The organism is Halosimplex halophilum, assembly GCF_004698125.1.
GTDB lineage: Archaea > Halobacteriota > Halobacteria > Halobacteriales > Haloarculaceae > Halosimplex > Halosimplex halophilum.
The window spans coordinates 1288723-1315181 of the sequence record NZ_ML214297.1 but is presented as its reverse complement, the minus strand read 5'-3'; the positions used below and the strand labels follow the sequence as shown (position 1 = coordinate 1315181).

The 26459-nt window shown below is 70.9% G+C and carries 24 protein-coding genes; 15 read left to right on the top strand and 9 right to left on the bottom strand.

Features of this window, described 5'->3' with window-relative positions:
• The first annotated feature begins 1 nt into the window (after position 1).
• The 5 genes from E3328_RS06645 (at position 2) to E3328_RS06625 (ending at position 4500) form a co-directional block, all read left to right on the top strand.
• Positions 2-2293: an ABC transporter ATP-binding protein gene (locus E3328_RS06645; protein WP_246022913.1), complete on the top strand. Its 2292-nt coding sequence runs from the start codon at positions 2-4 to the stop codon at positions 2291-2293.
• 127 nt (positions 2294-2420) lie between these two features.
• Positions 2421-2618: a hypothetical protein gene (locus tag E3328_RS06640; RefSeq protein ID WP_135363807.1), complete on the top strand. Its 198-nt coding sequence runs from the start codon at positions 2421-2423 to the stop codon at positions 2616-2618.
• Positions 2619-2712: 94 nt separating this feature from the next.
• Positions 2713-3771 (top strand): TrmB family transcriptional regulator, encoded by a 1059-nt coding sequence (locus tag E3328_RS06635; RefSeq protein ID WP_135363806.1) that lies wholly within the window; start codon positions 2713-2715, stop codon positions 3769-3771.
• Positions 3772-3859: 88 nt separating this feature from the next.
• Entirely contained in the window at positions 3860-4132 is a 273-nt protein-coding gene (locus tag E3328_RS06630) for a DUF2249 domain-containing protein (RefSeq protein WP_135363805.1), read from the top strand.
• On the top strand, positions 4129-4500 hold the full coding sequence (locus tag E3328_RS06625) for a glutamyl-tRNA reductase (protein ID WP_135363804.1): 372 nt from the start codon (positions 4129-4131) through the stop codon (positions 4498-4500). The genes E3328_RS06630 and E3328_RS06625 overlap by 4 nt, the downstream gene beginning before the upstream one ends.
• Positions 4501-4559: 59 nt before the next feature.
• Here the strand turns inward: E3328_RS06625 and E3328_RS06620 are convergent, their stop codons facing one another.
• Entirely contained in the window at positions 4560-4853 is a 294-nt protein-coding gene (locus tag E3328_RS06620) for a cupin domain-containing protein (protein WP_135363803.1), read from the bottom strand.
• Positions 4850-5083, bottom strand: a complete 234-nt coding sequence (locus E3328_RS06615; protein WP_135363802.1) for a DUF2249 domain-containing protein — start codon at positions 5081-5083, stop codon at positions 4850-4852. Before E3328_RS06615 ends, E3328_RS06620 begins: the two co-directional genes overlap by 4 nt.
• A 124-nt stretch (positions 5084-5207) precedes the next feature.
• On the opposite strand from E3328_RS06615, the gene E3328_RS06610 reads away from it, so the two are divergent.
• The 7 genes from E3328_RS06610 to E3328_RS06580 all read left to right on the top strand — a co-directional run bounded on the left by E3328_RS06610 (position 5208) and on the right by E3328_RS06580 (position 12855).
• Positions 5208-6395 carry a hypothetical protein gene (locus E3328_RS06610; protein ID WP_135363801.1) on the top strand — a complete coding sequence of 396 codons (1188 nt, stop codon included), beginning with the start codon at positions 5208-5210 and terminating at the stop codon, positions 6393-6395.
• Positions 6396-6517: 122 nt separating this feature from the next.
• On the top strand, positions 6518-8341 hold the full coding sequence (locus E3328_RS06605) for a cbb3-type cytochrome c oxidase subunit I (RefSeq protein WP_135363800.1): 1824 nt from the start codon (positions 6518-6520) through the stop codon (positions 8339-8341).
• 288 nt (positions 8342-8629) lie between these two features.
• The gene (locus E3328_RS06600) at positions 8630-9088 is read left to right on the top strand and encodes a VOC family protein (protein WP_135363799.1); all 459 of its coding nucleotides are present in this window, start codon (positions 8630-8632) and stop codon (positions 9086-9088) included.
• A gap of 88 nt (positions 9089-9176) precedes the next feature.
• Complete coding sequence (locus E3328_RS06595; RefSeq protein WP_135363798.1) at positions 9177-9911, top strand: DUF7979 domain-containing protein; 735 nt, start codon at positions 9177-9179, stop codon at positions 9909-9911.
• A 74-nt stretch (positions 9912-9985) separates the two neighbouring features.
• Positions 9986-11002: a DUF4129 domain-containing protein gene (locus tag E3328_RS06590; protein WP_135363797.1), complete on the top strand. Its 1017-nt coding sequence runs from the start codon at positions 9986-9988 to the stop codon at positions 11000-11002.
• A 619-nt stretch (positions 11003-11621) separates the two neighbouring features.
• Positions 11622-12446: a DUF7537 family lipoprotein gene (locus E3328_RS06585; RefSeq protein ID WP_135363796.1), complete on the top strand. Its 825-nt coding sequence runs from the start codon at positions 11622-11624 to the stop codon at positions 12444-12446.
• Positions 12447-12546: 100 nt separating this feature from the next.
• Positions 12547-12855 (top strand): hypothetical protein, encoded by a 309-nt coding sequence (locus E3328_RS06580; protein WP_135363795.1) that lies wholly within the window; start codon positions 12547-12549, stop codon positions 12853-12855.
• Positions 12856-12965: 110 nt separating this feature from the next.
• On the opposite strand, the gene E3328_RS06575 is transcribed toward E3328_RS06580, so the two are convergent.
• Positions 12966-14141, bottom strand: a complete 1176-nt coding sequence (locus tag E3328_RS06575) for a multicopper oxidase domain-containing protein (RefSeq protein WP_135363794.1) — start codon at positions 14139-14141, stop codon at positions 12966-12968.
• A 241-nt stretch (positions 14142-14382) separates the two neighbouring features.
• Between E3328_RS06575 and E3328_RS06570 the strand changes: the two genes are divergently transcribed.
• Together E3328_RS06570 and purL are read left to right on the top strand one after the other, a co-directional pair.
• The gene (locus E3328_RS06570) at positions 14383-15246 is read left to right on the top strand and encodes a universal stress protein (protein ID WP_135363793.1); all 864 of its coding nucleotides are present in this window, start codon (positions 14383-14385) and stop codon (positions 15244-15246) included.
• 142 nt (positions 15247-15388) lie between these two features.
• Positions 15389-17548 (top strand): phosphoribosylformylglycinamidine synthase subunit PurL, encoded by a 2160-nt coding sequence (gene purL, locus E3328_RS06565; RefSeq protein ID WP_135363792.1) that lies wholly within the window; start codon positions 15389-15391, stop codon positions 17546-17548.
• A gap of 30 nt (positions 17549-17578) precedes the next feature.
• Here the strand turns inward: purL and E3328_RS06560 are convergent, their stop codons facing one another.
• Together E3328_RS06560 and E3328_RS06555 are read right to left on the bottom strand one after the other, a co-directional pair.
• On the bottom strand, positions 17579-18769 hold the full coding sequence (locus E3328_RS06560) for a hypothetical protein (protein WP_135363791.1): 1191 nt from the start codon (positions 18767-18769) through the stop codon (positions 17579-17581).
• Between the two features lie 93 nt (positions 18770-18862).
• Positions 18863-19249: a DUF7522 family protein gene (locus tag E3328_RS06555; RefSeq protein ID WP_135363790.1), complete on the bottom strand. Its 387-nt coding sequence runs from the start codon at positions 19247-19249 to the stop codon at positions 18863-18865.
• A gap of 196 nt (positions 19250-19445) precedes the next feature.
• Between E3328_RS06555 and E3328_RS06550 the strand changes: the two genes are divergently transcribed.
• Positions 19446-20039: a YbhB/YbcL family Raf kinase inhibitor-like protein gene (locus tag E3328_RS06550; RefSeq protein ID WP_135363789.1), complete on the top strand. Its 594-nt coding sequence runs from the start codon at positions 19446-19448 to the stop codon at positions 20037-20039.
• A gap of 9 nt (positions 20040-20048) precedes the next feature.
• Here the strand turns inward: E3328_RS06550 and E3328_RS06545 are convergent, their stop codons facing one another.
• The 4 genes from E3328_RS06545 to E3328_RS06530 all read right to left on the bottom strand — a co-directional run bounded on the left by E3328_RS06545 (position 20049) and on the right by E3328_RS06530 (position 26318).
• Positions 20049-20255: a DUF7550 family protein gene (locus tag E3328_RS06545; protein WP_135363788.1), complete on the bottom strand. Its 207-nt coding sequence runs from the start codon at positions 20253-20255 to the stop codon at positions 20049-20051.
• Between the two features lie 83 nt (positions 20256-20338).
• Positions 20339-22888 (bottom strand): beta-mannosidase, encoded by a 2550-nt coding sequence (locus E3328_RS06540; RefSeq protein WP_135363787.1) that lies wholly within the window; start codon positions 22886-22888, stop codon positions 20339-20341.
• Between the two features lie 36 nt (positions 22889-22924).
• The gene (coxB, locus tag E3328_RS06535; RefSeq protein WP_135363786.1) at positions 22925-25687 is read right to left on the bottom strand and encodes a cytochrome c oxidase subunit II; all 2763 of its coding nucleotides are present in this window, start codon (positions 25685-25687) and stop codon (positions 22925-22927) included.
• 184 nt (positions 25688-25871) lie between these two features.
• Positions 25872-26318 carry a DUF6789 family protein gene (locus tag E3328_RS06530; RefSeq protein WP_135363785.1) on the bottom strand — a complete coding sequence of 149 codons (447 nt, stop codon included), beginning with the start codon at positions 26316-26318 and terminating at the stop codon, positions 25872-25874.
• Positions 26319-26459: the final 141 nt, after the last annotated feature.

Below are 26459 nucleotides of genomic sequence, written 5' to 3'. Positions count from 1 at the left end.
CATGGCGAGCACACGCGACGACACGACCGGTACCGACACCGACGGCCCCTCGCGGGGCCGCGACCAGACGGCCGAAGCGACCGACGACCCCATCGTCGAGGTGCGCAACGTCAGCGTCACCTACGACCTGCAGGCCCGCGACGCGATGGTGTTAGACGACGTGAACCTCGACCTGCGCCGCGGGGAGATCCTCGGCTGCGTCGGCGAGTCGGGCTCGGGCAAGTCCATGCTCGCCAACGCGATGATGGACGCCGTCGAGGAGCCCGGGATCACGACCGGCGACGTGCGCTACTACCCCTCGGCGAACGCCGACCCGGTCCACGTCCTCGACCTTTCGGGCGACGACCTCAAGCAGTTCCGCTGGGAGGAGATCTCGATGGTCTTCCAGGGGGCGCTGTCGTCGTTCAACCCCACGATGACCATCGGCGGGCACTTCGAGGAGACGCTCGAGGCCCACGACTACGACGTCGACGAGGGCATGGAGCGGGCCCGCCAGCTCCTCTCGGACCTGTATCTCGACCCCGAGCGGGTGCTGAACTCCTACGCCCACGAGCTGTCGGGTGGGATGAGCCAGCGGGCGCTGATCGCCCTCTCGCTCATCCTCGAACCGGACGTGCTCCTGATGGACGAGCCGACCGCCGCGCTCGATCTCCTGATGCAGCGGTCGATCCTCTCGCTGCTCGACGACATCAAGGAGAAGTACGAGCTGTCGATCCTGTTCATCACCCACGACCTGCCGCTGGTCGCGGGGCTGGCCGACCGGCTGGCCATCCTCTACGCGTTCGAGCTGGCGGAGGTCGGCCCGAGCGAGCGGCTCGTCCGCGACTCCAGCCACCCCTACACCAGGGCGCTGCTGAAGGCGGTGCCGAACCTCGACGCGCCGCTGTCGACGATGAAACCCATCGAGGGGACGGCGCCGAACCCGGCGCACGTCCCGGACGGCTGCCACTACGCGCCGCGGTGCCCGCTGGCCGACCAGCGCTGCCACGAGGAGAAACCGGAGTGGTACGACGCCGGCCCGGACCAGCGCTCGGCGTGTTTCTACCACGAGCGGGCCGAGGAGGCGGTGCCGTTCGACGCGGAGGAGGTCGCGGGCGCAGTCGACGAGGCGGCCGACGAGGCCGCGGCCGACGACGGCGCGTTCGGCGACGGTACGAGCGGCGCGAGCGGCGGGGGCAGCGCCCTCGCCGCGCCCGACGACGAGACGGTCGTCTCGCTGGACGACGTGTCCATCCACTTCGAGGAGGAGCAGGGGCTGCTGGCGTCGCTGACCGGCGACGCCGAGACGGTCCACGCGGTCGACGACGTGAGCATCGACATCCCGGAGAACGACGTGCTTGCGCTGGTCGGGGAGTCCGGCTGCGGGAAGACGACGCTGGGCAAGGCGATCATCGGCGTCCAGCGGCCCACCGAGGGCAGCGTCGCCTATCGCGGCCAGGACATCTGGGACGCCAAGGACGGCGTCGGTGACCCCGAGATCGAGTACGGGGACATCCGCCAGGCGCTGCAGATCATCCACCAGGACCCCGGCGCGTCGCTGAACCCGAACCAGAAGGTCGTCACCTCGCTGGAGGCGCCGCTGAAGCGCTGGAACCCCGAGCTGTCGACGGAGGACCGGCGGGCGCGCATCTACGCGCTGCTCGACCGGGTCGGGATGCAGCCGCCCGAGGACTACGCCAACCGCTTCCCGCACCAGCTGTCGGGCGGGGAGCAACAGCGGGTGGCGCTCGTGCGCGCACTGTTGATGAACCCGGACGTGATCCTCGCCGACGAGGCCGTCTCGGCGCTGGACGTGTCCCTGCGGGTGGAGACCATGGACCTGCTGCTCGAGTTGCAGGAGCAGTTCAACACCTCCTTCGTCTTCATCTCGCACACGCTGTCGAACGCCCGCTACCTCGCTGAGAAGGCCGACGGCCGCATCGGGATCATGTACCTCGGCGAGCTCGTCGAGGTCGGCCCGCCCGACGAGGTGCTGAACGACCCCCAGCACCCATACACGAAGGTGCTGCGGTGGGCGACGGCCAACCTCGACCCCAGCGACCAGGAGATGACCGAGCCGCCGGTCCGGTCGATCGACATCCCGGACCCGGTCGACCCGCCGACGGGCTGCCGGTTCCACACCCGCTGTCCGGAAGCCCGCGAGGCCTGCGTGAGCGAGGCGCCGGACCTGGACGAGTCGGGGGCCGGCGAGCGCGCGGTCGCGTGCCACCGGGCGGACCCGAACCACCCCTACTGGGACAGCGAACCCCTGGAGGGCGTCGCCGCCGCGGAGTCACCGAACGCCGGGGACTGACGATGGCGTTCCCGCCCGCTCGTCCGGCCGCGGGTCGCTCTGACATGCGGCGGCCCGGCGCGGGGTCGGGCAGCGGCGGGACCATGAAGTGCCCGGCCGTCGATCACCGCCTACGGAGGACGTGGGTGTGACGACAGTCTGGCGCGCGTTCCTGACCGCGAGCGCCGTGTTGCTGGGGTTTCTGGTCCTGGCGGTCCCGTTCGTCGAGCGGGGGACCGGGACCTTCGTGATCTCGGTGGTGAGCTTCGCGATGCTCGCGGTGATCTTCGTCGCCTCGGCGGCGTTCATCCGCCTCGACTGGGACCCCTTCGAGGAGCTGTGGTGAGCGAGCGACGCGGCGGACGGCGGGAACGGCGGAGTCACCGATCGAATATGCAAGAGGAACAACCATACGTGATACCGCTCAACGGACCGATATCATGACCGACGAAGGGATCGACGACGGCACGCTCAGGGACGAGCTGAACGTGTTCGGCTTCTCGGACACGGAGATCGACACCTACCTGGCGATCCTCGAACAGGGGGAGACGACGGTGCGGACCGTCGCGGAGGCGGCGGACGTGACCCAGCGGGCGGTGTACAACATCGCCGAGCGCCTGGAGGACCGCGACCTCGTCGTCGTCAACGACCACGCCTCGCCGACGACGATCCGGGCGCGGCCGCCCGAGGAGGCCATCGACGCGCTGTCGAACCGCCTGGAATCCATCACCCCGACGCTGGAGGAGCGGTTCAACCAGACCGAGCGGCAGACGCCGGAGATCCAGATCATCAAGGCCCGCGAGACCGCGGTCAAGCGCCTCCGGAGGGGGATCTCCGAGGCCGACCACGAGGTGCTCGTGGCGGTCCCGGGCCACTCCTACGAGGACATCGAGCCGGAACTGCGGGACGCGGTCGACCGCGGCGTGCTCGTCTTCCTGCTCGTCGGCGGGATGGCCGACATCGACGCCGACGAGCTGGGACTGGACGAGACGGCCGCGGTCGTCCGCTCGTGGTCCGAGAGCCTGCCGTTCATGTACGCCGCCGACGACGAGGCGGCGATGATCGGCCACTCGGGTATCCTCTCGGGCACCCACGTCGACAAGGAGGCGGTCACCGTCACGCAGGACAACCTCGCGGGGGCGATCGTCGGGCTGTACTTCGGCGCCTACTGGCCGGCGGCGACGGAAGTCCACGTCCGCGAGCCCGGCGACCTCCCGCGGACCTTCGAGTGGTTCCGCCACTCCGTGCTGGAGGCCGTCCTCCACCGCCGCGAGGGGACCGAACTGGAGGCGGTCGTCCGGACCGACGAGGGGCCGGAGGTCGCCGGCCGCGTCAGCCAGGTCCGCCAGGCGTTCGTCGAGCCGTCGACCAACGACTACACGCTGGAGACCAGCCTCTACCTGGAGACCGACGGCGGCGAGGTCAGCGTCGGCGGCCCCGGGTCGTTCATCGAGGAGTACGAGGGCGACGTGGTGACGCTGCGCCCGATCGACCGGTAGTCGCGGCCTCGACGGTTCTCCCACAGTTTTCGGACGCCCGAACAGGTTCGGCGCAACCCCTGGAAGCGTCGGCGCCGTAGGCCCGCGTATGTCCACCGGACTGAACCCCGAGGCGGTCGTCGCCGAGACCGACGCTCCGTCCGAGGCCCCCAGGGAGACGCTGGACGTGCGCGACCTGGGGCCGCCGAAGCCGCTGGCGAACACGCTCGAACGGCTGGTCGAGCTGGACGACGAGACGGTGCTGGTCCAGTTCAACGACCGCGCGCCCCAGCACCTCTACCCCAAGCTCGACGACCGCGGCTACGAGTACGCGACCGTCGAGCGCGACGGCGTCACCGTCACGGCGATCTGGCGGGCATGACCGGCGCGTCGTCGACTGGAGGGGTCGAGAGCGCCGACTCCGACGCCGCCGGCACCGCCGAGCGCCCCGACGATCCTGACACCGGGACGACCGAACCGGACGCCGAGACGCCCGATCCCGACGCGGCCCGCGCGCGGATCCGCGAGCGCGCCGGCGAGGTCCGCGACCGGGAGGTCGAGACGGCGCTGACGAAACTCGACGCCCGGAGCGAGCTCTCGGAACGAGACCGCGAGGCGGTCGAACGGCTCGCCGACCGGCTGGTCGCCCGGCTGCTTGCCGCCCCCGAGCGGGGCCTCCGGGCGGCGGCCGAGCGCGACGACCACGACCCCGAGACCGTCGCGACGGCGCTGTCGCTGTTCGGCGAGTAGGGCGCCGTCGCTGTAACTGTTCTCTCGACGCGTGAGAAAGACGAATCGCCGAGCGCCGCTCAGCCCTCGGCGAGGACGAGCAACGCGACGCTGTCCTCGCGCGCCCGCGGCGAGATGTCCTGGTCGCCGGAGAACCGGGCGGCGTCGCCGGCGGCCAGCTCGACCGTCTCGTCGCCGAGGGTCATCTCGATCTCGCCGTCGACGACGTAGCAGACGATCTCTTTGTCGGGGTGCTGATGGGGCGGGACGCGGTCGCCGGCGTCCAGCGCGAGCCGGACGGTCTTCGGCGCGCCCTCGAAGAGGACGCCCCGGCCGTCGCCCGCCAGGTCCGGGAGGTGGACGACCTCGCTCATTCCTTCGGGAGGTCGGCGACGAACTCGTCGGTATCGCGGCGCTCGACCGAGTAGTTCTCGGCGTCGAACTCGTCGACCTCGGCCTGGAACTCGTAGAACAGCGGCTTGGGTTCGTGGTCGTTGACGATCCGCAGCGTCTCGCCGCTCGCCAGGTCCTCGAAGGCCTCGTGGATCATCGGGTGGCGCTCCGGCGGCGGCACGTCGCGGATGTCGAGCGTGGTCGCTGGCATACGTCCGACGGTTGGCCGCCCGCACGCCTCCCCCTTTGCCCGAATATGTTCGCCGCCGCCGACGGCATTTCGACAGAGCGCGTTCGCCACCAGATTGAGGGGGCGAGCGGACGAGTCCGGGAGTATGTCGGCGACGCTCTCGCGGTGGTCGCGGGCGCTGGTCGCGTCGGGGGTCTGCTGGCTGGTCGCCTGGCAGACGGCCACGCTCGCGGGGCTGCCCCGGCGGACGACGGTCGTGCTCGGCCTCTACGGGTTCGTCCTGGGCGTCGTCTTCGGGAAGGCCTACTCGCTGGTGCCCTCCTACTTCGACCGGTCGCTGGCGTGGCCGCGGGCGCCCGCGGTCCACCTGCCGCTGGCGGTCGTCGGGACCGCCGGGCTCGCCCTGGCGCCGCTGGGGGGAGTACCCGCCGCGGTGGGTTCGCTCGGCGCGGCGGCGTGGGCGGGCGGCGTCGCGGTCTTCCTCGCGACGCTCGCCTGGACCGTCCGCGACAACCCGACGGGCGCCGAGACCGGGACGGGCGACCACAACGCCGACCGGCGGCCCGTCGACCGCGCCGCGAACCTGTTCGTCCCGGTCGTCCTCGCCTACCTCGCCGTCGGGTCGTGGGAGACGCTGGCCGCCCGGGTCGCCGTCGCGCCCGCGGTCCTCGACGGCTACCCGCCGCGGGCGACGCACCTGCTGGCCGCCGGCGGCGCCGCGCTGCTTTTGTTCGCCGTCGGGTTCCGCCTGCTGCCCCGCTTTCTCGTCGCCGACCTCCCGTCGTGGGTGCCGTGGGCCGTCCTGGTGCCGGGGGCCATCGGCCCCGCGCTGCTGGCCGCGGGGTTGCCCGCCGGCCCCGTCTTCCGCGCGGGGGCCGTCCTCGAAGCCGTCGCCGTGGCCGGGTTCGCCGCGGCGTACGTCCGCCTCTACCGCGCCAGCGACCGCGACCGGGCGGGCTTTCTCGGCCCGCTGCTGGGCGCCGGGTTCGGCGTCCTCGCCGTCGCGCTCGGCCTCTCCTTCGCGTTCGGCCCCGTCGCCCCGGCGCTGGTCGCCGCCCACTACCGGCTGAACCTGCTCGGCTTCCTCGGGCTGTCCATCGTCGGCGTAACGTTCCAGTTCTACCCGCCGACGGTCGGGCGGTTCCCCGGCGCGGGCGACGCGCTCGCGCGGGCCGCGATGGGACTAATCGCTATCGGGCTCGTCCTCGAAGTCCTCGCTGCGGTGGGTCCGGTCGCGCTCCTCTCGACGGCGGGTCGGGCGTTCGCGCTCGTCGGCGTGCTCGTGTACGCCTACCTCGTCCTCGGCGTGTTCGTCCAGCGGGCGCGGACGTGACTCCCCGCCGCCAGAGCGGACGACCGGCGGACCGGGCACGTGTCAGCGAGACGGGCGGAAATAAACGGTCCGAACACGTTCCCGAGAAGACCCAGGGGGGAGGGGGATGAAGACCCCCGCACATGGCCGATATCGCGACACTGACGCTGTCGGGGCTGACGGCAGCGTTTCTGCTGGGCGTGTTCGTCTGGGTCGTACGACTGGAGGACTGGCGGTCGTACACGCCGGTCGTCGGCGGCGGGACCGGCGCCGGCGGGTACGGCACCGGCGAGGAGCAGGCGCACAAGCCGAGCGGGATCGTGCGCTGGCTGACGACCGTCGACCACAAGGACATCGGGCTGATGTACGGCGCCTTCGCCGTCCTCGCGTTCGCCTGGGGCGGCGTCGCCGTCATGCTGATGCGGCTGGAACTGGTCACGCCGACCACGAACTTCGTCGACAGCACCCTCTACAACGGGCTGCTGACCAGCCACGGCATCACGATGCTATTCCTGTTCGGGACGCCCATCCTCGCGGCGTTCTCGAACTACTTCGTGCCCCTCCTGATCGGCGCCGACGACATGGCGTTCCCGCGGATCAACGCCATCGCCTTCTGGTTGCTCCCGCCCGGCGCCGTGCTCATCTGGGCCGGGTTCTTCCTGCCGAGCCTCGCGCCCGCCCAGACGGCCTGGACGATGTACACGCCGCTGTCGGTCGAGCAGGCCAACCCGGCGGTCGACCTGATGCTGCTCGGGCTGCACCTGACGGGGGTCTCGGCGACGATGGGCGCGATCAACTTCGTCGCCACCATCGTCACCGAGCGCGGCGAGGACGTCAACTGGGCGAACCTCGACATCTTCTCGTGGACCGTCCTCACCCAGTCCGGGCAGATCATCTTCGCGTTCCCGCTGCTGGGGAGCGCCATCGTCATGCTCCTGCTCGACCGCAACCTCGGGACGACGTTCTACGCGCTGGGCGAGGGCGGCGGCCCGCTGCTGTGGCAGCACCTGTTCTGGTTCTTCGGCCACCCCGAGGTGTACATCCTCGTCCTCCCGCCGATGGGACTGATCAGCTACATCCTGCCGAAGTTCACCGGCCGCAAGCTGTTCGGCTTCAAGTTCGTCGTCTACTCGACGCTGGCGCTCGGGGTGCTCTCGTTCGGCGTCTGGGCCCACCACATGTTCGCGACCGGCATCGACCCGCGGCTGCGCGCCGGGTTCATGGCCGTCACCATCTCCATCGCGATACCGTCGGCCGTCAAGACGTTCAACTGGATCGCGACGATGTGGAACGGCCGACTGCGGCTCACCGCTCCCTTCCTGTTCTGCGTCGGCTTCATCGCGAACTTCATCATCGGGGGCGTGACCGGGGTCTTCGAGGCGTCGATCCCGGTCGACCTGCTGCTGCACGACACCTACCACGTCGTCGCGCACTTCCACTACGTCATCATGGGCGGCATCGCCTTCGCCGTCTTCGCGGGCATCTACTACTGGTTCCCCATCTACACCGGGCGGATGTACCAGCAGACGCTGGCGAAGTGGCACTTCTGGCTGACGATGGTCGGGACCAACCTCACCTTCTTCCCGATGATCATCCTCGGCTACGCCGGGATGCCCCGCCGGTACGCCACCTACGCCGTCGAGGCCGGGCCGGAACTGCTGTTCACCGCCCTGCACCGCTCGGCGACGCTCGGGGCGCTGTTGCTCGCGTTCGGCCAGATCATCTTCGTCTGGAACCTCGTCCAGTCGTGGCTGGAGGGCCCGAAGGTCACCGACGGCGACCCCTGGGACCTGAAGGAGACCGACCAGCACGGCCGCGAGTGGGCCTGGTTCGAACGCCAGCAGGAGACCGCGCTCGCGACCGACGGCGGTCGCGCGAGTGACGCGAGCGGGGACTCGTCGGACTCGTCCGACGGTGGCGAGGCGTCGGACGGCGACGGGGCGGCCACCGAGCGGTCCGACGACTGATCGGCGACACTCCGCCTGTTCCGTTCTACACCGTTCAGTGCAGAGGATGGACTTACCATGTCAGCATCCGCCGAGCGAACGAAGTGAGCGAGGTGGTTCACCGGACGCGAGCGACTGCAGGGAGCGAGCCGTCCGGCTTTTTTCCCCAAGTTTTTTCGACGGAGGATCCCCGCAGCGGCCCGTAGGGCCGCGAGGAGCTCTCCGTCGAAAAAAGTGGGTTTGCACGTCGAATCGAACGCGCTCGCGAGGCCCCGTCCGTTGATTTGTCGGGCGCTCCAAGGACCTGGTATGAGTGACGACGGCGACCGCGCCCGCATGGTAGGGATCAACCACGTCGCGCTGTCGGTCGGCGACGCCGGGGAGGCCCGGGAGTTCTACGGGTCGATCTTCGACTTCCCGGTCCGCGGGGAGACCGACTCGGCGGTGTTCCTCGACATGGGCGACCAGTTCCTCGCGCTCTCGGAGGACGCCGACGCGGGTGAGACGGCCGATCGGCACCGCCACTTCGGGCTCGTGGTCGACGACGCGGAGCTCGTCGAGCGGCGGCTCGAAGCCGAGGGGGTCGAACGGCTCGACCGGGGCGGGCTGGACTTCCGCGACCCGTGGGGCAACCGGATTCAGGTCGTCCAGTACGACGAGGTGCAGTTCACGAAGGCCGGCCACGTTCTCGACGGGATGGACCTCGACCTGGACAAGACCGACGCGGCGCTCGACGAACTCGCCGCGAAGGGGATGGCGCCCGAGTGAGAGCGCGCCCGACTCCGACTGGCCGACCGGTCAAAGGCGCCTTTGATCGACGACAAGGCCCTTTCTTTCGTGGGACGGCCCTCCGGGTATGGAACGGACTCGACTGCTCGCCGCGCTGGTCGCCCTGGTGGCCGTCGGCGGCTGTCTCGGCGTGCCCGGTCCCGGCGACGGCGCGACGCCGACCGACTCGACGGAGCCGACCGACACGCCCGCCGAGACGCCGACCGAGACGCCGGCCGACTCGCCGCCGGGTGGAACGCCCGAGTCGACCCCGTCGACGGAGACGCCGACGCCGGCACCGCCGAGCGCGTCGCCGACGCCGAGCGAACCGACGGACGGGAACACGGTCGACTACGCCGCGTTGCCGCCGGCGTCGCAGGCGGCGTTCGACGACGCCCTCGACGGCGAGATCTCGTTCGTCCCCGACTCGCCGTACGTCGAGGGCAACCACACCGTCGAGGCGGCGAGGCCGTTCCGCGACCACGCGTTCGTCCGGACGGACGACCGGCTGTACCGCGTCGACGTGGCCGCGGACGGCGAGCTATACGCCTCTTACAGCATCTACGCCGACCGCCTCGAAGTCGGGGAGAACGCGACGGTGACCGCCTACGGAAACCTCTCCGAATCGGTCCGCGACGAGGTCCGGTGGGCGGTCGAGAACGGGTCGCACCACGTGCCGATGGGCAAGTGGTACTCGCTGCCGGAGGAACTCCAGGACACCTCGTTCGTGCGATACGACGGGGAGACCTACCGGATGAGCTACGCGGTGGGCGACTACTGGGCCGAGACGCTGAGGGTCGAGCGGGTCGAATCGGCAGCGTAACTCTGTCCTGACTGTCGTGTTAGGTAGTCTATGTGTACGAAAAACATTTACAATAGGTAGCCAATGGCACACTCATGGACGACTACTTCGACAGGACGACGTTGCGGGTGGTCGTGGTCGGTCTGGTGGCGATGGCGGCGGTCGCCGTCGGCGCGGCGACGGTGGCGTCGGCCCTCGACGCCGGGACGCCGGCGGCCGACAGTTCGGTCGAGCGGGACTCCGGCGGTGTGTCGGATCCCCCTCTGGGAACGCCGTCGGACCCGAACGAGGGGCCGCCGGACGAGGGGACGCCGGTCGGACCGCCCAGGGAGCCCGGGGAACCGCTCGAACTGACCCGGTGCGTCCAGCCGCTGACGACGTGGTGGGGCGGGCTGGTCTACTTCGGCGCGCTCGCGGCGGCCGTCGGGATGATCAAGCGCCGCTACTCGTTCGGCGCCTCGTTCCTCGGGCTGTACGCGCTCGCGCCGCCGGCGCTGCTGTCGTACTTCCTCTCGACGGACTGCCCGAACTACGGGGGTCCGGGTATCGGGTCGAGGAACGTCACCAGCACCGTCCTCCCCGGTGACGGCGGCGACCCGCTCGTCACGAACCTCCCCGCGGAGGCGGTGCTGGGCGTCTTCGGCGTCGTCCTCGTCGGGACCGCGGCGGCGCTGTACCGCGCGTCGGGCGGCGACACCATCTCCGAGATCGACGACCGCGACGCCGAGGCGGACGACGCCGACCCGCTCACGCCGCGGGACCTGGCGGCCGCGGCCGGCCGCGCCGCCGACCGCCTGGAGGAGCACAACGCCGACGTGGACAACGAGGTCTACCGCGCGTGGTGGGAGATGACCAGCATGCTCGACGTGTCCGACCCCGACACCGCGACGCCCGGCGAGTTCGCCGACGCCGCCGTCGCCGCCGGCATGGGCGAAGACGACGTGGCCGAGCTGACGCGGCTGTTCGAGGAGGTCCGCTACGGCGAGCGCGACCCCGCCAGCCGCGAGAAGGTCGCCCTCTCGGTGTTCCGCTCCATCGAGCACGCCTACGGGGAGCGAACTGACGATTCTGACCGCGAGGGGACTGACGTGCCCGACGGTGAAGGCCGCTAGCGGTCGGTCGACCTTCGAGTTACCGGGAGTAGTGTCACGCCCGAACCGTTTCAGTTATTGGCTGTATTTGACAGTTCTCGACGACCGCGACCGTACCTGTCAGCAGACTTGAAAGCCCTCGACGCGGTCGCGGTCGCTGTCTCCGAAAATCGAAGATTTCCGGGATCTCGCAGGAGCGGAGCTCCTGCGGACCTCGCGAATCTCCGATTCGCTCAGTGACGAGAACGCTTCGCTCTCTCGAACCAAGCGGGATATCCGCGCTCTCGGCACCGCCCGCGCGGATAGTGCCCGCTCAGGCGACTGAACTGGACACGAGCGCGTCTCGCCCGGTCAGTCCGCCAGGACAGCAAACCGCACCGCAACAGCACCACGACCGCACAGCACCGCAGACAGCCACGAGCCTCCCCAGCCGATTCGGGACATACGAGTCGTGAATCCACCGTCGGAGCAAGCTCCGACGAGCCTTCGTTCACACAGTTCACGAAGACCTCGCGCGGCTACCGTCGCGCGCATGAACGCGCGCTCCAGCGCGCGCCGACCGCACCGCCCGCCATCTCGTGGTCTCCTGACAGCGCACACCCGCCGCGCATCTTTTGCTCTCGCGGGCCGAACCTTGCGTATGCGCCGGGCGCTCGTCGCGGTGCTCGTCGTCCTCGCGGGCTGTAGCGCCCTGGCTCCCGGAACCGACCGGCCGACGGTGACGCCGGCGCCGGTCCCGACCGACTCGCCGCTTCCCCCGGGCGTCGAGCCGGGCGGCGTGACCGACCCCGCGGCGCTGGCGACCGCCCACGGGGCCGCGCTCGGGAACCGGAGCTACACGCTCGTCACGAACCGGACGGTCCGGGCGGCGAACGGGTCGCTCAGGTCGGCGCTGACCGTCCGGCTGGCCCTCTCGGCGGCGCCGGCGCGGGACTACCACGCGAGGGTGTCGGTCGAGGGGCCGGGCGCGCCGCTCGTCATCGGCGAGCCGCCGACCCGGGCCGAGTACTGGGCGAACGACGAGGTGTACCTCCGCCGCCAGACCATCGACAACCGGACGGAGTACAGCCGCTACGACGACACCGACGCCTACGTCGGCACCTGGAGCTTCTGGCTCGGGACGGTCGCGCTCGACCTCGGGCCGGAGACGGACCTGCGCTCGACGCTCGAAGGGTTCGAGACGCGAGTCGCCGACCGGTCGCCCGAGAGCGGGCGGGTCCACCTCGTCGGGACGACCGTCCGCTCCGAGGGGTTCGTCGGCGACTCCGCGGTCGACGACGTGGAGAACGCGACGCTGCACGCGTTCGTCGCCGAGTCGGGGTTCGTGGCGTCGTACCACGTCGTCTACGACGCGACCGTCGACGGCGAGCGCGTCCGCGTCAGGCGGAGCGTCCGGTTCGAACGGGTCGGCGCGACGACCGTCGACCGGCCGACGTGGTACGGCGAGGCGATGGAACGGGGGTGAGGAATCGATCCGGTCGGCTCGATCCGGCCCAGCCCGGCCGCCCGGGTTCGGCGAACCAGTTCGGGACCGGTCGTTTCCGGCCGCGGTCCGAATCGGGGGTATGAGCGACAGAGCCGCCGACCTGTCGGCGCTCGCGGACCGGCTGGCCGACCGCGAGGGGGTCGTCGACGCCTGGACGGCCAAGAGCTTCACCGACCGGCTGTTCGTCGTCGAGGTCCCGCCGGAGGGGCGGCTCCCCGAGACGGTGCGCGAGACGCTGCACGGCCACGACCTGCGGGAGGCCGACGAGGTCTACGAGGTCGAGGGCGCGGCCGACGCGGACTTCGCCGGCGACCTCGCCGACGGCCGCCGCTACCGGTTCGTCGACGTTCGGACGCGCGGCGACCTGCAGTCGTACGTGGTGGAGTAGCGGAAAAGGGGGAGCGCCGACGCCGGGTGCGATGTTTGACAGGGGTGTCGTGGGTTCGGGGAGCGGCGGGCGTCGGCGTTCAAGCGGGAGATGCCGTCGGCGCGGGGCGATCAGCCCTCGTAGCCGGCGTACTCCATGAGCTGGGAGAAGATGTCGGTGTCCATCGCCTCCTTGTAGACGATGCCGCCGACCATGCCGCCGGGGTAGGAGTTGCCGTTCATGGCGTGGAACACCTTGTGGCAGTGCATGAGGTAGATGCCGGGGTCGGCGTCGGCCTCGAACTCGACGGTCTTGCGCTCGGCGGGCGCGATGTTGAGCACGTCCTCCTTGTAGCGGGCCGCCTCGGGGATGGGCGAGCCGTCCTTCTCGACGACCTCGAAGCGGTGGTTGTGCGTGTGCATCGGGTGCATCATGTACCCGTTGTTGGCGAAGTGGATGCGGACGGTGTCGCCCTGCTCGACGATGACCGGCGAGCCGTCCTCGGGGTGGAGCGTCCGCGGGGCGGACTTGCCGTTGATGGTGAAGACGTTGGGGTTGCGGTCGCGCGGGCTGTAGTCGACGTCCATCCCGGCCATCTGCTTGTTGAGCCGGTTGTCCCACTCCTTGAGGGTCATGAACGTCTCCACGTCGGCCTCCTCGTAGCCCTCGGGGTCGACGCGGAAGAAGCCGTACATCCCCATGTCGATGTGGCGGTGGGTCTGGTAGTGACAGTGATAGAGGTGCGTGCCCGGGACGTTGGCGGGGATCTCGTAGGTGTGGCTCTCGCCCGGCGGGACGGTGATACCCGTCGTCGTCGGGACGCCGTCGTCCTCCCAGTTCTTGCTGACGCCGTGGAAGTGGACGGTGTGGGGGCGCTTGCCGTCCGTGTTGTCGAGCGTCACCTCCATGTCCTCGCCCTCGGTCGTCCGGAGGATCGGGCCCGGAACCGAGGGCTCGCGGTCGTCGGCCTGGAACGCCCAGGTGGCCGGCAGGTCGACGGGGCCGCCCATGTTCTCCAGCGGGTGGACCTCGTGGTAGGAGGGGACGCTCCGCAGCGTCACCTGGTTGCCCTGCTCGTCGACGTTGACGACCTCCGGCGGGGAGGTCTTGGGCAGGTCGGCCGGGTTGGCGGTCTGTGCGGGGGTCGAACCGCCCTGCGATTCGACCTCGGAGACGGTCACGCCCTCGCTGCCCGACGGGGCGGCCTGACAGCCCGACAGGGCCATGAAGCCGGTCGTGCCGGCGGCGGCCTTGGCGAACTCGCGACGCGACATGTCCGTTCCGGGCGCACCGATGTTGTCGGTCATGCTCACTTCGGAGTTGGGAGCCATCCCATAAAGCCCGGCAAGGGGATTCCCAGGGTCTGAAAACGGCCCCCAGCATCGGGGGTCGCTGTGATATAAATACGACCGAACCGGTTCGCGGCCCCCGGTCGATAGCGAACACGTTCGGTCCGTGCCCGGTCGACCGTCCGTCGGACCTCCGAGCCGCGGGGCACTCGGCCCGTCGCAGACAGCGCTTTTGAGGCTGGCCCGTGGAGGTGGAGACATGTACGACGACATCCTCTTCCCGACGGACGGGAGCGACGCGGCGGAGACGGCCCTCGACGCGGCCATCGCCGCCGCCGACGCCCACGACGCGACGCTGCACGTGCTGTACGTCGCCGACACGAACCAGCCCAGCCTGGCGAACGTCCAGGGGCAGGTGCGGGACGTGCTGGAGGGCGAGGGCCGCGACATCGTCGAGGAAGCGGCAGGGAAGGCCCGCCGCGCGGGCGTCGAGACGGTCGACGAGGTGGTCCAGGGCGGCCCCTCGCGGACGATCTGCGACTACGTCGACGACCGCGGGATCGACCTCGTGGTGATGGGCACCCGCGGGAGCCGCGACATCGAGCGGATCATCCTCGGGAGCGTCACCGAGCGGGTGGTCCGCAACAGCGCGGCGCCGGTGCTGGTCGTCCCGCCGGAGAGCGACCCCGCGTACCCGCCCGAGTCGATCCTCGTCGGCACGGACGGCAGCGAGGGCTCGGCGGCGGCCGTCGACGAGGGGGTCGGCATCGCCGCGGCCACCGGCGGGGCCCTCCACGTCGTGTCGGTCCTCGAATCGAACGTGCTGGGCATCGATCTCGGGTCCTCGCGGCTCGCCGAGGCCCGCGAGCAGCGCGAGACGGAGGCGCTCGCGCCCGCCAGGGAGCGCGCCGACGAGCGGGGCGTCGCCGTCGAGACCGCCCTCGAAGAGGGGGACGTGGTCGACCGGCTCGTCGAGTACGTCGACGACCACGGGATCGGTCTGGTCGTCGTCGGCACCCACGGCCGGACCGGTCTCGACAAACGGATCCTCGGCAGCGTCACCGAGAACCTGATGCGCTCGGCCTCGGTCCCGGTGCTGTCCGTCCGGGCGTCCGGGGAGTAGTCGGGCCCGGGTGAGACGGCGGCGGCCGCTCCGGGCGGAAACGGCGGCGGTCGGCCCGACCGAGTGCTCCAGCCCCGGCGGGACGCCGGCGTCCGGGCGCGCATGGAAAGCGATTTAGCCGGCCGGGAGCGACCGTCCGGTAATGAGTCTGTCCGACGCCGACCACGAGCTCGTGGTCGAGGAGCTGGGGCGGGAGCCCACCCGGGCCGAGGCCGCGCTGTTCGAGAACCTCTGGAGCGAGCACTGCGCCTACCGCTCGTCGTGGCCGCTGCTGAGCGCCTTCGACAGCGAGGGCGACCAGGTGGTCGTCGGCCCCGGCGACGACGCGGGGGTCGTCTCCATCCCGTCGGACGAGGGCGAGACCTACATCACGATGGGCATCGAGAGCCACAACCACCCCTCCTACGTCGACCCGTTCGACGGCGCGGCCACCGGCGTCGGCGGCATCGTCCGCGACACCCTCTCGATGGGCGCCTACCCCATCGCGCTCGCGGACTCGCTGTACTTCGGCGACTTCGACCGCGAACACTCCCGCTACCTCTTCGAGGGCGTCGTCGAGGGCATCTCCCACTACGGCAACTGCATCGGCGTCCCGACAGTGACGGGATCGACCGCCTTCCACGACGGCTACGAGGGCAACCCGCTCGTGAACGTCGCGTGCGTCGGACTCATCGACGACCCCGAACGGCTTGTCACCGCGGAGGCACAGGAGCCCGGGAACAAGCTCGTCCTCGTCGGCAACTCGACGGGCCGGGACGGCCTCGGCGGCGCGTCGTTCGCCAGCGAGGACCTGGCGGAGGACGCCGAGACCGAGGACCGCCCGGCGGTCCAGGTCGGCGACCCCTACACCGAGAAACTCCTGATCGAGGCCAACGAGGCGCTGATCGACGAGGGCCTGATCGAATCGGCCCGCGATCTGGGCGCCGCGGGGCTGGGCGGCGCGTCCTCCGAGATGGTCGCCAAGGGCGGCCTCGGGGCGAGCATCGAGCTGACGAACGTCCACGAGCGCGAGCCCAACATGAACGCCATGGAGTACCTGCTCGCCGAGAGCCAGGAGCGGATGTGCTACGAGGTCCGCCCCGAGAACGTCGACCGCGTGAAGGCGATCGCAGACCGCTACGACCTCGGCGCGTCGGTCATCGGTGAGGTCACCGACGGCAACTACGTCTGCACGTTCGAGGGCGAGGTCGTCGTCGACGCGCCCGCCGAGTTCCTCGGCGACGGCGCGCCGTACAACGACCTGCCCGCCGAGGAACCCGAGGAACAGCCGCGGGACCTCCCGGAGGGCGTCGCTCTCGACGAAGCGTTCGAGGCCGTCGTCGGCAGCCCGAACACGGCCTCCAAGGAGTGGGTCTACCGGCAGTACGACCACGAGGTGCAGGTCCGGACCGCCACGCAACCGGGCGACGACGCGGCCGTGCTGGCTGTCCGGGAAGCCGAGACGGGCCTGGCCTTCTCCTCGGGCGCCGACCCCAACTGGACGGCGGCCGCACCGTACGAGGGCGCCCGCGCCGTCGCGCTGGAGAACGCCACCAACGTCGCGGCGAAGGGCGCGACCCCCCACGCCGCGGTCGACTGCCTCAACGGCGGCAACCCCGAGAAACCCGACGTGTACGGGGGATTCAAGGGAATCGTCGACGGCCTCGCCGAGATGTGCTCGACGCTCGACGTGCCCGTCCTCGGCGGGAACGTCTCGCTGTACAACGACTCGGTGGCCGGTCCGATCCCGCCGACGCCGACGCTCGCCCTGGTCGGCGTCAAGGACGGCTACGACGCGCCGCCGGCGGCACTGCAGGGCGAGGGCGACCTCCTGCTGGTCGGCGCTCGCTCGCTGGAGGGCGACGCGGAAGCGCGCCTCGGCGGCTCGGAGTACCTCGCGCAGTTCGGCGGCACCGACCGGTTCCCCGAGTCGCTGGCCAACCCCGACGCGTTCGTCGACACGCTGGTCGACGTGGCCAACGACGACGCGACGCTGGCCACTCACGACGTGAGCCACGGCGGCCTCGCGGTCGCGCTCGCCGAGATGGTCACCGGCGACGCCGGCGCGAGCGTCGACCTCGACGCCCCGTCGAAGGGCTCGCCCGCGGCGCTGCTGTTCGGCGAGCAGGCCGGTCGCGTCGTCGTCGAGACGACCGACGCGAGCGCGGTCCGCGAGGCGTTCGACGGCGTCGCGCCCGTCTACGACCTCGGGACGGCCGACGGCTCCGGGACGCTCGACGTGGCGCTGGCCGACGACGACCTGTCCTACGACGCGGCCGAGATCGCCGAGCTGCGCGACGTGATCGAGCGGGAACTGGACTGAGGTCGAGGTCGACCTCGGCGTCGAGTCGGCTCAGAGGAGAGACAGGCCGACGGTCACCGCGTCGCCGCCCGCACCGCCGGAAACCACGTATCGGGTGGCGAGTGCTATCGCGATCCCGTGGGTCGCGTAGACGACGGCGGGGGCCCAGACGGTTCGCGTGCGTTCGAAGGCGACAGCGCCGGCGCCGACGGCGACGGCGTAGCTGACCACCGCAGGGCCCGGACTACCCCCCAGAGCGGTGGCGACGGCGAGCGCGAGGCCGACCCCGGCGGCGCCGGCCGCGGTCACGGCGACGAGCGTCGGATAGTCGCCCACCGAGGCGCCGGCGCGCTCGTCCCAGACGCGGCCGTAGCCGACCGCGGCGGCCAGCACCGCGACGACGGCGAGGACCAGCGCGGCGAGGACGACGAGCCACCGGACGGCTGACGGAACCTGGCGAGCGAGGGGGGCGAGCGCGCGCGGCACGGCGGCGATCACCCAGTCGGCGGCGAACGCGAGCAGCGTGACGGCGCCGGCGGCGGCGGCCGGCGACCGGTGGCGACGGAGCCCCGACTGGACGGCCCCGTTGAACAGCAGCGCCGTCCCGGCGGCCGTGATCGCCGTCGGAACGGCCGTCGCGAGCACGAACGACGGGACCGACAGCGTCGACGGATACCGGAACGACGCGAACGGCCCGCCGGGCCACCCGAGGAGCGACGCGCCGACCGCCGCGAGCCCCGCGCTCGCGGCGACGGCGGCGACGGCCAGGCCGGTCGCGGCCCAGCCGTCGCGGGTCGGCGGCCCCGCCGGGACCTCGAGGTCGGTCGCGCGGGCGTAGCCGACCGCGAGGAGGCCGACGGCGGCCAGATACCCGGCCGACCTGACGACCGGTGTGGCCGAGACGCCGACATCCAGGCGGTCGAACGCGACGTAGACCGCGACGACCACCAGCGGCGTCACTGCCAGTCCCGCCTGTGCCAGTTCGGCCCTGTCGAGCCGCTCCTCGGCCAGCGCCGAGAACGCCGCGTAGACGGCGCCGAGCCCGGCGAGCGCGACGGCGCTGTACGCGAGGGTCACCACCGCCGGGATCCCGAGCAGGCCCGTCTCCGACGGGAGCGTCCCGGCGGCGTAGCCGACACCGACCCTGACGAGGACGAGCCCGGCCAGCAGGGCGACCAGCGCGGCGTACCCGGCGGTCGTCGGGCCGTCGGCGGCCGGGCGTCGCTGGAGGGAAGCGCACATACCCGGGAGTGGTCAACCGAGCGTCATAAACCTGGGGGTCGGCCGCCGGGAGGGGATCGCGACCCCCCTCGGGGAACGCGCGTCGGGGATCGCCTACGGAGTGTCGCCGATCTCGGCGAGCGCCTCGTCGACGATGCCGGGCACGTCGACGGACGCCTCGTCGTCGAGCAGGACGTGGAAGCCGACGCCGTCGCCGGGGTAGAGCGCGATCGCGATCCCGTCCTCGGTGACCCGCAGTTCCGACCGGACGCGGCTCCCGTAGAGGTCGCCGCTCACTTCGGCCTGCTGGAGCCTGTACACGGCGTCCTCGTGCATCTTCTCCGGGGAGCGCGTGTCGACCGCGGCGACGAACCGCTCGAACCACTCCTCGCCGTAGAGGAACTCCGACTCCGCCTCGGTGAACCGCGTGACCGTCAGCAGACTCTCGCCCGCGCGTTCCTGGAGGCGCTCGACCAGTCCCTGATACTTCGTCACGCTCACGTCTCCGGAGAAGTGAACGGCGACAAAAACCGTTCCCATCGACTTCACGCGCTGAGAGAACCCCCGGTGGGACCCGGCAAGACCGGAGCGGCGCCGGGGGAGCGACTGTGTCGCCGCCACGCGCGCCGCGTGGCGGTGCCGCCACGCGTACGGCGTGGATCGAAGCCCCGATTAACGCGCCGCCCGCAGGTCCGCTATGCGCCGCCGGGACCTCCTCGCGACGCTCGCCGGCGGGACGGCCCTCGGCCTCGCGGGCTGTTCCGCCTCCGGGGGCGAGACGCCCCGTCCGTTCCGCGTTTCGAGCCGGGCGATAGCCACCGACGGGGAGCTGCCGGCCCGCCACGCCTGCGACGGCGAGGGCGTCTCCCCGCCGTTCGCCGTCGAGAGCGCCCCGGAGCCGACCGCGGGGTTCGCGGTGACGGCGTCGTTCAACCAGGGGCCGATCACCGACAGGACCTTCTGGACGCTGTGGAACGTCCCGCCCGACCGCGACCGGATCCCCGCCGCGCTCCCGGGCGACCCGGTCGTCGAGTCGCTCGGCGGCGCGCGACAGGGCCGGCCGGAGGGCGGGGCGGTCGGGTACACGCCGCCCTGTCCGCCCAGGGGCGAGCCGTTCACCTACCGGTTCCAGGTGTACGCGCTCTCCGAGCGCCTCGACGTCAAGGGCGGCGCGACCCACGACGTCGCGAGCGAGGCGGTCGGCAACGCCGTCCTCGCGAGTCGCCGGATCACCGTGGAGTACGCACGGCCGCTGGCCGGCTCCGGTACGGACACGCGGTCGGGCCGCTGATGGCCCGCGTCAGACCAGCGCGATGGGGAGAACGAAGGTGACGACGAGCCCGACGAGGGTGACGGCGACGCCGACGCCCACGTCGCGGCCGGTGTAGTCGCTCTGCGGTGCCGTCGAGCGCAGCGGCGGCTCCCGCGCCGGCAGGTCCTTGTCCGCGGGATCGTAGTCCGGGCGGTCCTCGTGTCCGTGCGCCGCGTCCTCGTGTTCGTCGACCATGGACGCCGATTCAGCCGGGGGCCACCTTAGCGTGTCGGAACGGCTCGATGTCCAGTTCGTCTCGCCCCCGCCCCGGAATCCGGTCAGTACGTCTCCCGGAGGTGACGCACCGAGAGGTCGTCTTCGAGGTCGGCCTCGACGAGCGCGTCGCGGCGCCCGTCGTAGGCGTCGAAGGCGAGCGTCCGCTCCTCGCCGGGCGCGAGGTGGACGTAGTTGTCCGAGAACGCGCCCGGCATCGTTCCGGGGTCGAGTTCGACGAACAGCGCCGCTCCCTCGGCCGCGACCGTCACGTCCGCGCCGTCGATCTCGACGGCGAGGTCGGTCTCCGGCAGGTCCAGGCGCTTGTAGTCCGCGAAGAAGGCGGTCGCGGGATACGACTCCGGGACTGTTCCGCCGTCGCGGTCGCCCTCGAACGCCGCGCGGACCATCACCTCAGAGGGGTCGACGCCCTCGGGCAGGTCCTCGCGGTCGACGGTCGCCAGTTCGGTGCTCTCGTGGGCGTCGACGTCCACCGCGACCGTCTCCTCGTGGACGAGTTCGCCGTCGAAGGTGACGACTTCGAGCGATACCTGGGCCGAGAGGGGCTCGGTCTCGTCGCTGGTGACCCACAGCGTCTGGGCGGTCACGTCGCCCCAGTCCTCGTCGTCGGGGTCCTCGGCCTGGGCGTTGTCGACGCCGTCGCGCCCCTCGAAGGAGGGGTGGAAGGAGAGCAGGACGGGCGCGAACTGCCGGCGGGCGGCGTACTGCTGTGCCTTCCACTTGCCGTCGTACTCGACCGAGGACCACGACGCGACGGGCCAGAGGTCGTTGAGTTGCCAGTACAGCGCGCCCATCGTCGTCGGTTTCCGGCGGCGCCAGTGTTCGATCGCCGTCGACATCGCCTCGGCCTGCAGGAGTTGCGAGAGGTAGACGAACTCAGAGAAGTCGAAGGGGATCCGGAAGTAGTCGGCCATCCGGCGGAGGATGGTGGTGTTGCCGCCGGGGTTGCGCTGGTGGTGTTCCATCATCGGCGAGGTGGGGTTGAAGTCCGCCTCGTCGAGGACCGTCCGGAGGGAATCGGTGGAGGGGAACGACTGGTAACCGAACTCGGAGACGAACCGCGGCTCGGTGGTCAGGTAGTCCTCGAAGGGCTGGCCCCGGTGCCACACGTCCCAGTAGTGGATGTCGCCCTTCTCGAAGACGTACGGTTCGAGTTCGTCCGGGCCGCTGGACGGCGACCCCGGCCAGTACGTCCGCGAGGGGTCCTCCTCGCGGCAGGCCGGGCCGACCGTCTCCTCGTAGAGGGCGGCGTAGTCGTCGAGGTGGTCCTCGTGGTGGTCGTGTTCGACGAACCAGTTCTGGGCGGCCTCCTCGTTCTCGTTGTTGGCACACCAGACGGCGACGGAGGGGTGGTTCGCGAGCCTGCGGACCTGGTAGCGGACTTCCTCCTCGACGGTGTCGAGGAACTCGTCGTTCGCAGGGTGGAGCGAGCAGGAGAACATGAAGTCCTGCCAGACGAGGATGCCGTACTCGTCACAGAGGTCGTAGAAGGCCTCCTCCTCGTAGTAGCCGCCACCCCACACCCGCAACATGTTCATGTTGGCGTCGGCGGCGCTGCGGACCAGGTGCTCGTAGCGCTCCTCGGTCACCTCGCCGTAGAACGGCGAGGTCGGGATGGTGTTGGCCCCCTTGGCGTAGACGGGTTCGCCGTTGACCTCGAAGTAGAACGACGTTCCCGCGTCGTCCGGTTCGACGACCAGGTCGACCTCGCGGAAGCCGACGCGATCCGAGTGCGTGTGGTGGGTGCGGCCCTCGCTGTCGCCGACCGACACGTCCAGATCGTACAGCGGCTGGTCGCCGTAGCCGCTGGGCCACCACAGTTCGACGGCGTCCTCGTCGACCGGGACCGTCAGCTCGACGTCCTGTTCGCCGGCGTCGAGGTCGACCGACTCGGTGACCACGGTGTCGGCCACCTCGACGGTCAGGTCGTAGGTGCCGGCGGTCGGCGCGTCGACCCCCGCCCGGACGGTCAGGTCGACGCCCTCGCCGTCGTGGTCCTGTTCGGTCTTGGTGTAGCGCACGCGGGGCTCGGAGTAGGCGACGACGGCGATGTCGCGGTAGATGCCCATCGTCGGGAGGCAGGGGCCCCAGTCCCAGCCGTAGTGACACTGGGCCTTCCGGACGAACGGGCGGCCGGGCTGGTCGACGGGGTAGCGGATACAGGGCACCTCGTAGGGGTACTCGGCGGCCCGCTCCTGGCCGTACTCGACGGGCGAGCGGAAGGCGACGGTGACCTCGTTCTCGCCGGGAACGAGGGCGTCGGACACGTCGAACTCGTGGCCGACGTGCATGTTGACGGACTCGCCGACGACCTGGCCGTTGACCGACACGGTGGCGACGGTGTCGAGGCCGTCGCACTGCAGGAGTACCCGGTCGTGGTCGAGCAGGCGCTCGTCGACCTCGACGGTGCGGCGGTAGGTCCAGTCGGACTTCCCGACCCACTGCACGTCGAGTTCGTTGTCCTCGACGAACGGGTCGGGGATCGCGTCGGCGTTCAGGAGGTCGGTGTAGACGCCGCCGGGGACCGTCCCCGTCCGCCACTCGCCGCCCTCGCGGCGAAACTGCCACTCGCCCGCGAGTGAACGTTTACGCATAGTCGCGGTGGTCTCCGCCGGCAGTAAAACCTACCGTCACCGGAAGGCCGGACCGGCGACTCCCCCGGCCGGAGCGGACCGGGTGCCGGCCGTCGCGCTCGCAGCGGTCCCGTTCCCGGCAGTCCTGTCCTCGGCGGTTCCGTTCTCCGCCTCGTCGGCGAGTGCGTCGACTCGATCCTGGTACTCCGCGGGCGGGACGACGCTGAGGGTCGTCCGCATCCGGGAGTGGCCGACGCCGCAGAACTCCGCGCAGTAGAGGCGGTACTCCCCGGTGTCGAGCAGGCGCGTGTGGAGCTGGTTCCACTGGCCGGGGAAGGCGTCCTGTTTGAGCCCCAGGCCGGGGACGTGGACGGAGTGCAACACGTCCTCGGCGGTCACCTCGAAGTACACCGGCCGGTCGGTGGGCGCGTAGATCACGTCGGCGTCCGCGACCGAGGCGTTCGCCGCCGGGTAGCGGACGCCGTAGTCGAACTGCTCGGCGACGATCTCGATCTCGACGGCGTCGGCGGGCCGCTCGCGCTCGGGTTCGGGCGTCGCGGCGACGAACGGGGAGCCGAGCACCTGGTAGGAGACGACGGCGACGAACAGGAGCACGAACGCCGTCGCGATCGTCCAGCCGATCTCCAGGGACTTGTTCTCGGGCGTCCGGAGCGCGACGCCGCCGCGGAACCGGTAGACGGCGTAGACGAGCACGCCCTCGACGAACAGGGCCAGGGGGACGGCCACCAGCAGGAGCCGGCGGTTGAGCGTCCGGATCAGCGCCTCCGTCGTCGAGTCGAACCCCGTCAACGGGAGCAGCAGCCGCCCGGCGACGACGAGGACGGCGATGGCGACGGTCACCGCGGCGACCAGCCGGAGCGGCCCCCGCCCGCCGATCTGCTCGTCGCGGGTCGAGCGGTCGAGGGCGCTCGCGCGGTCCGGTTCGGCCGGCGCGTCGTCGGTCGGCGCGCCGCCGTCGGTGTCTGCTTCGCTCCCGTCGCTCTCCGGCGCAGGATCGCTGACCGCGGGCGCTCGCTGCGTCGGCCGGCCCGAGGGGTGGTGCCACTCGCGGGCGCGCTGGTCGGTCGCGGCGAGGTCCCAGGCGTCGTCGTCGGTGACGGGCGGGCCGACGCGATAGGACTGCACCATGTTGAACAGCCAGAGGACGGCGGCGAGGCCGACCAGGTACGCGCCGGCCGAGGAGACCTGGTTGAGGAGGGCGAACGGCTCGGGGTAGTTCGCGTAGCGCCTGGGGAGGCCATCCATCCCGGTGACGAGCATCGGAAGGAAGGTCAGCGCGGAGCCGACCGTCAGCAGGACGGCCTGGGCGACGGCGACGGGGCGGTTGTACCACCGGCCCGTGATGAGCGGGAACCAGTAGTAGCAGGCCGCGAACATGCTGAAGGGGATGACCCCCATGACGATGAGGTGGAAGTGGCCGACGACGTAGTAGGTGTCGTGGACGACGAGGTCCACCGGGATGGAGGCGAGGAAGACGCCGGTGATGCCGCCGACGACGAACAGCGCGAGGCCGCCGAGGCAGAACAGCATCGGCGCGGTGAGCCGGATCCGGCCGTTCCACAGCGTCGCGAGCCAGTTGAACGTCTTCACGGCGCTGGGGACGGCGATGGCGATGGAGACGAACATGAAACTCGCCCGGACCCGCGGGTCGATGCCGGTCGCGAACATGTGGTGGGCCCAGACGCCGAAGGAAAGGACGCCGATCGCGAGCGTCGAGTAGACGACGAAGCGGAAGCCGAACAGCTCCCGGCCGGCGAACTTCGGCAGGATGTAGCTGACCAGGCCGAAGGCGGGGAGGACGAGGATGTACACCTCGGGGTGGCCGAAGAACCAGAACAGGTGCTGCCAGAGGATGGGGCCGCCGCCGTCGACGGTGAAGAAGGTCGTCCCGACGGTGCGGTCCAGCAGGAGCATGACCATCGCGCTGCCCAGCAGGGGGAAGGCGAACAGGATGATCCCCGACTGGGTGAGGATGTTCCACGAGAAGAGATCGAGGTCGGCCCACGAGACTTCCGGGCCGCGCTCGGTGACGATGGTCGCGATGAAGTTGATCGCGCCCATCGTCGTCGCGACACCGCTGAGGTGGAGGCCGAGCAACAGCAGGTTGATCTGCTGGTTGGGGCTCTGGATCGACAGCGGCGTGTACATCGTCCAGCCGACCCCCGGCGGCTCCAGCAACAGGAGCGGATCGACGACGGCGCCCACGCCGCCGATCCGGGCCAGGAGGCCCGGCGGGACGAGCCCCAGGGCGCCTTCGAGGGTCTTGCCGACGAGCTCGGTGACGATGCCGGCGCGGGCGATCAGCAGCGCGGGGGGCAACAGCCAGAAGGCGAGGGCGTTGATCCGCGGGAACGCCATGTCGTCGGCGCCGATCAGCAGGGGGATGACGTAGTTGGCGATGCCGGCGAACACCGGCGCGGCGAAGAAAAACAGCATCGTGATCCCGTGGGTGGTGAACAGAGCGTTGTACGTCTCGGCGTTCCAGACGGAGACGCTGGGCGTCAGCAGTTCGGTCCGCATCATCATCGCGTCCATCCCGCCCCAGAGGCCGGCGACGGTCCCGAACGCGAGGTACAGCAGACCCACGTCGCGGTGGTCGACGGTCGTCAGCCAGCGGCGCGGTCCGAGCGGCTTCGCGCGGACCGTCCCGCCGCCGTCGGCGCGGGTGGGAGCCGAGCCGTCGTCGGTCCCGTCGCGTCGCCGCCGCTGGTGGTCCGCGAAGGGCCTCGTTCGGTACCACACGACCGCCGCGGGGGCGCAGCACCCGACGACGACCAGGGCGGCGAGGAGTCCGGACATCGGGCGAGGGTGCCGGGTGTTGCGACAGATACGGGAAAAGTATACGTCGCGCATCCGTCGGTCGGTTCGACTTACTCGCCGACGGGAGCGGTGTGGCCGCGACCCACTCGGCGGCCGGTGTAACCGCGACCTACTCGGCGGCCGATGTCGTCGCGACCTACTCGGCGGCCGATGTCGTCGCGACCTACTCGGCGGCCGGCGCGGCTGGACCCGACGCGTGCTCGTCGGCGAGGCTCGCGTACACCGCGCCGAGGACGAACCCGTAGACGAGGTGTGCGATGAGGGTGAACGCGACGAAGAGGACGACGAGCGCGCCCTCGACGTCGCCGCGGCCGACGATGGCGAACGCGACCCACAGCGGGAGCGCGAACAGCATCCCCGCGACCGCGGGATCGAGGTCGAGCGGGACGTAGGGTTTCAGGCTCACGAACAGCAGCGGCCAGGCGACGGTGCCGACCAGGGCGTAGACGACGAAGCCGACGAAGAGGCTCTCGGGCATCCTGACGAACCGGGCGATGGCCTCGAAGATCCCGATGGCGTAGCGGGTCTGGACCTCGAAGATCGCCAGCGCCGCCGACATGACCATCGTGCCGACCGCGCCGGCGACGACCGCGCTGAGTGGCCGGTTCATTCGTCGGCGGTTCGCGGATCCGCCCCAAAAGTATTCCCCGGATACCGTCCACGGCTCGGCCCGGCGGGACCCGCGGCCCACCGTCGGTGCTGCGGTCCGAGCGGGGGTCGACCCGCCCGGGAAGGCGGATACCTTTTGCCG